4 protein-coding genes and 1 pseudogene are annotated in these 4188 nt (G+C 67.8%); 2 read left to right on the top strand and 3 right to left on the bottom strand.

The window, feature by feature from the left end; genetic code table 11:
- From ACFDSW_RS15675 to secB, 3 genes and pseudogenes are all read right to left on the bottom strand, one after another.
- A pseudogene (locus ACFDSW_RS15675) lies at nucleotides 1-204 on the bottom strand (tryptophan--tRNA ligase); the annotation flags it as partial.
- 13 nt (nucleotides 205-217) lie between these two features.
- Nucleotides 218-1783 (bottom strand): murein biosynthesis integral membrane protein MurJ, encoded by a 1566-nt coding sequence (murJ, locus tag ACFDSW_RS15670; protein WP_375251198.1) that lies wholly within the window; start codon nucleotides 1781-1783, stop codon nucleotides 218-220.
- A 30-nt stretch (nucleotides 1784-1813) separates the two neighbouring features.
- Nucleotides 1814-2323 (bottom strand): protein-export chaperone SecB, encoded by a 510-nt coding sequence (gene secB / locus ACFDSW_RS15665; protein WP_375251197.1) that lies wholly within the window; start codon nucleotides 2321-2323, stop codon nucleotides 1814-1816.
- A 225-nt stretch (nucleotides 2324-2548) separates the two neighbouring features.
- Here secB and ACFDSW_RS15660 point away from each other — a divergent pair, with 225 nt between their 5' ends.
- Nucleotides 2549-3193 (top strand): Tim44/TimA family putative adaptor protein, encoded by a 645-nt coding sequence (locus tag ACFDSW_RS15660; protein WP_375251196.1) that lies wholly within the window; start codon nucleotides 2549-2551, stop codon nucleotides 3191-3193.
- 69 nt (nucleotides 3194-3262) lie between these two features.
- Nucleotides 3263-4188, top strand: a 926-nt coding sequence (locus ACFDSW_RS15655) for an MltA domain-containing protein (RefSeq protein ID WP_375251195.1), incomplete at its 3' end; no start/stop codon positions are given.

Below are 4188 nucleotides of genomic sequence, written 5' to 3'. Positions count from 1 at the left end.
CGTCGCGGTGATCTCGATCGTATTGGCGCGCAGCTCGTCAGGCGCGATCCATTCGGTCAGCCCATGCAGGTCGGCGACAAAATACATCGTCTCCCCGCCCGCGGCCTGGATCTCGTCCTGCATCGCCACCCATTGTTTCACCGCGCCGAGGTAGTTGCCGAGGTGGAGATTGCCGGTGGGCTTGATGCCGGAAACGACGCGCATGGGATCAATCACTCTATTGGGGACGACGGATCAGCCTTCGGATGTCGGCGGGGCGTAGCGCGCCGAACAGGAAGGTGGCGGCGAAATAGACGAGCGCTCCCGCCGCGACCAGCACGAACATCGCGCCCCAGCGCGCCAGCGACGCGCCGGTGGTGTAGGGCGCCAGTGGAGCATTGGCGAACCACATCACCGCCCCCATCAGCAGCGCCGCCGCCAGCAGGCGCGGCGCGCGACGCGCCAGTTGCGCATCCGCGACGAAATGACCGCGCCGCGACAGCGCCCGCCACAGCATCGCGACATTGACGGTGGACGCGATCGCGGTCGCCAGCGGCGGCCCGACATGCGCCAGCGGCACGATAAAGGCGAGATTGAGGACGAGGTTCACCACCATCGAGATCGTCGCGAACCGCACCGGCGTGCGCGTATCGTGGCGCGCGTAGAAGCCGGGCGTCAGCACCTTGACGAGGATGTACGACGGCAATCCCAGCGAAAAGGCGGCGAGCGACTGCGCGGTCAGCAAGGTGTCCTGCGCGGTGAACTTGCCATGCTGGAACAGCGCGGCGACGATCGGCGCGCCGCAGACGACCAGCGCGGCGGTGGCGGGCAGGGTGAGGAACAGCGCTAGCTCCAGCCCGCGATTCTGCGTCTCCATCGCGGCACGATCGTCACCACGGCCGAGCTGCGCCGAGATGGTCGGCAGCAGCACCGTGCCCAGCCCGATGCCGATCAGCCCCAGCGGCAATTGGTTCAGCCGATCGGCGAAATAGATATAACTCACCGAGCCGGCTCCCAGCAGGCTGGCGGCGAGCGCGGTCGAGACGACGAGATTGATTTGCACCGCGCCCGCTCCCGCGGCGGCGGGCCAGATCAGCGCCATCAGGCGCTTCACCTCCGGATTGAGCGTCGGGCGTTTCAGCCGCAGGGTCACGCCCGCGCGGCGGCACGCCCACCATAGCCACAGCAATTGCAACGCGCCCGACGCCGTCACCGCGATCGCCTGATTGCGCGCGGTGAACAAGGCTTCGTGATGATGGAACAGCAACAGTGCCGCGATCAGCGTGACGTTGAGCAGGATCGGCGCGGCCGCCGCCACCCAGAAACGGTGCAGCGAATTCAGGATACCGCCCAGCAGCGAGACGAGGCTGATGAGCAGCAGATAGGGGAAGGTGAGGCGGCACAGCGTGACGATGAAGGCGAATTCCTGCGCCGACGCTCCCTTGTACCCGAAGGTCAACAGCCAGGTGACGGGCCATGCGGCGATTTCGATCACGGCGGTGAACGCGATCAGCGCCGGCAGCAGGACCGACAGCGCGTTTTCCGCGAAGCGGATGCCGTCGGGCAGGCCAGTCCCGTCCGGATCCGCCACCTTGCGGTTGAACATCGGGATGAAGGCGGCCGAGAAGGCGCCTTCCGCGAAGAGCGCGCGGAACATATTGGGCAGGCGGAACGCGATCAGGAACGCGTCCGACGCGAAACCCGCGCCGACGAAGCGCGCGAACAGCGAGTCGCGAACCAGCCCCAGGATGCGGCTGGCCAGCGTCAGTCCGCCGACCGATCCGAGCGCGCGCGTCAGGTTCATGATGCGATCGGACCGGCCCGACGGTGAGTATTAGGCGTGGCCGATCTCGCCGTCGCCGAACTGGAGGCCCTGCGCCTGCGCCTGTTGCAGGAACAATGCGTTGAAATCGATCGGCTCCAGCAGCAGCGGCGGGAAGCCACCGTCACGGATCGCATCGGCGACGACGCGGCGCGCGAAGGGGAACAGCAGCCGGGGGCCTTCGCCCAGCAGGAACGGCTGGATATGCTCGGCCGGAATGTTGCGCAGGCCGAACAGGCCGGCATAGGAGAGTTCGGCGATGAACGCGGTCTTGCCGGCGATCGTCGCGCGCACCTCGATCTTCAGCACGACTTCGTGGACTTCCTCGCCCACCTGCGCGCCGGCAATGTCGAACTGGACGTTGATCTCGGGGGCGGACTGTTCCTGGAAGATCCCCGGGGCGTTCGGATTCTCGAACGACAGATCCTTCACATATTGCGAGATCAGGCCGGCGGCGGGGCTGGTGTCCTCACCGTTGGTATATGCTTCGCCGGTCGCGCCCGGATTGCCCTGTTCGTCCATTGTCGTTTCCTTCGCCTGTCGTTCGCGGCCCGGCGGCGGGCGGCACGTGTCGGCGGCGGTTAGCAGCGTGCCCGACGCGAGACAATCCGCCAGCGGCGCGACGGCGTGGCCGGAGAGCCACGGACCGCGATTACCGCGTTCGGGCGGGATACAATGCGCCCGTCGCGCGATTTGAACTTGTTTCGCCCTGTGCCTATGTAATGCCTCGAACTGACCGGAGTTGCCGTGTTCTACGTTGTCCTCCTCGCCATGGTCGCAGCCTTTCTGGCGCTGCGCCTCTATTCGGTGCTCGGCAGGCGCAGCGGTCATGAACAGCCGTTGCCCAAGCCCGCGGAAGAGCGGGTTGCCGCCGCGACGCTGCCGCGCACGATCGATATGGCCTCGGAACCGCGCGAGCCGGCGCTGCGTGCGTTTGACACTGGCGCCGAGGCGGGGCTGCGCCAGATCGTCCAGGCCGAGCCGGGATTCGACGTCGCCCGCTTCATCGAAGGATCGAAGGCGGCCTATCGGATGGTGCTGGAGGCATTCTGGCGTGGCGACGAGGCGGCGTTGCGCGAATTGGCCTTGCCAGAGGTCGAGGCCGCTTTTGCCCAGGCGATCGAAGCGCGGCGCGCGGCGGGCCACACGCTCGACAATCGGCTTGTGTCGATCGAGCGCGTGCGGATCGCCTCCGCTTCCGTCGTCAATGGCGAGGCGCGTATCACGGTGCGCTTCGACGCCGATATCGCGGCGGTGACCCGTGACGCCGAGGGGCAGGTGATCGCAGGATCGACCAGTGATGCCGTCGAAACCCATGATGTCTGGACCTTTGTCCGTACCTTGCGTAGCCCCGACCCGAATTGGTTACTCGCCGATACCGACGAGGCATGACGGCGCGGCCAGCGGAGTGAGGGCCCCCGATCGGCCCCGTACAAGGCGGCGGAGACGTGAGGGGGCGTGATGAACAAGGGTTGGGTGCTGGCGATCGCCAGTGCGACGACATTGGCGGCGTGTGTCGGGCCGGGGAGTCGCCCGGCTCCTCCCACCAGCAGTGCCGTCCGCCCCCCGGCGGGGCAGGGCAACGTATCCCGGCCCTGGCGTGGGGAGCAATTGCCCGTCCGGCAGCCAACGCCCGCTGTCCCGCTGCCCGCGGTGCAGGTCGTCGGTACGACGACCGCCGACAGCGCGACCGCCGCCGGTGTCGTTCCCGGCCCCGATCTCGCCACGTTGCCGATCGCGGAGGATCAGGCACGCGCGGCGCTGGCGGCGTTCCGCATTTCCTGCCCCAGCGTCGTGCGGCGCAGCGATACGTCGGGCTTGACCAACGGTGCCGACTGGCAGCCCGCCTGTGCCGCCGCGGCAACCACCGCCCCCAACGACGCCGCCGCCTTCTTCCGCCGCTGGTTCGAGGCGGTGCAGGTGGGGGACGGGCGAGCCTTCGCCACGGGTTACTACATCCCCGAAATCGCGGGATCGCGGACGCCACGACCGGGTTATGCGCCGATCTACGCGCGCCCGCGCGACCTGGTCGAGGTCGATCTCGGCGCCTTTTCGGCCGATCTGGCGGGGAAGAAAATCCGCGGCAAGGTCGCCGACACGCGCTTCGTTCCCTATGACGATCGCACCGCGATCGAGGAGGGGTCGCTCGACGGTCGCGCCGCCGTGCTGGGCTATGCCGCCGATCCGGTAGAATTGTTCTTCCTGCAGGTGCAGGGCTCGGGGCTGGTGCGCTTGCCCGACGGCAATGTGTTGCGGATCGGCTACGACAGCCAGAACGGGCGCGATTATACCGGCATCGGGGCGCTGATGAAGTCGCGCGGGCTGCTGGCACCGGGGCAGACGTCGATGCAGGGGATCGAGGCGGGGGTGCACGACCACCCCGAGGA

Source organism: Sphingomonas sp. (genome assembly GCF_042091075.1).
GTDB lineage: Bacteria > Pseudomonadota > Alphaproteobacteria > Sphingomonadales > Sphingomonadaceae > Sphingomonas.
The sequence above is the reverse complement of the archived record's forward strand: the minus strand, read 5'-3'. Positions and strand labels throughout refer to the sequence as shown.

What these genes read in the sequence shown, in the direction of transcription:
- murJ (WP_375251198.1), bottom strand. Translation starts at nt 1,783, where the DNA reads ATGAACCTGACGCGCGCGCTCGGATCGGTCGGCGGACTGACGCTGGCC.
- secB (WP_375251197.1), bottom strand. Translation starts at nt 2,323, where the DNA reads ATGGACGAACAGGGCAATCCGGGCGCGACCGGCGAAGCATATACCAAC.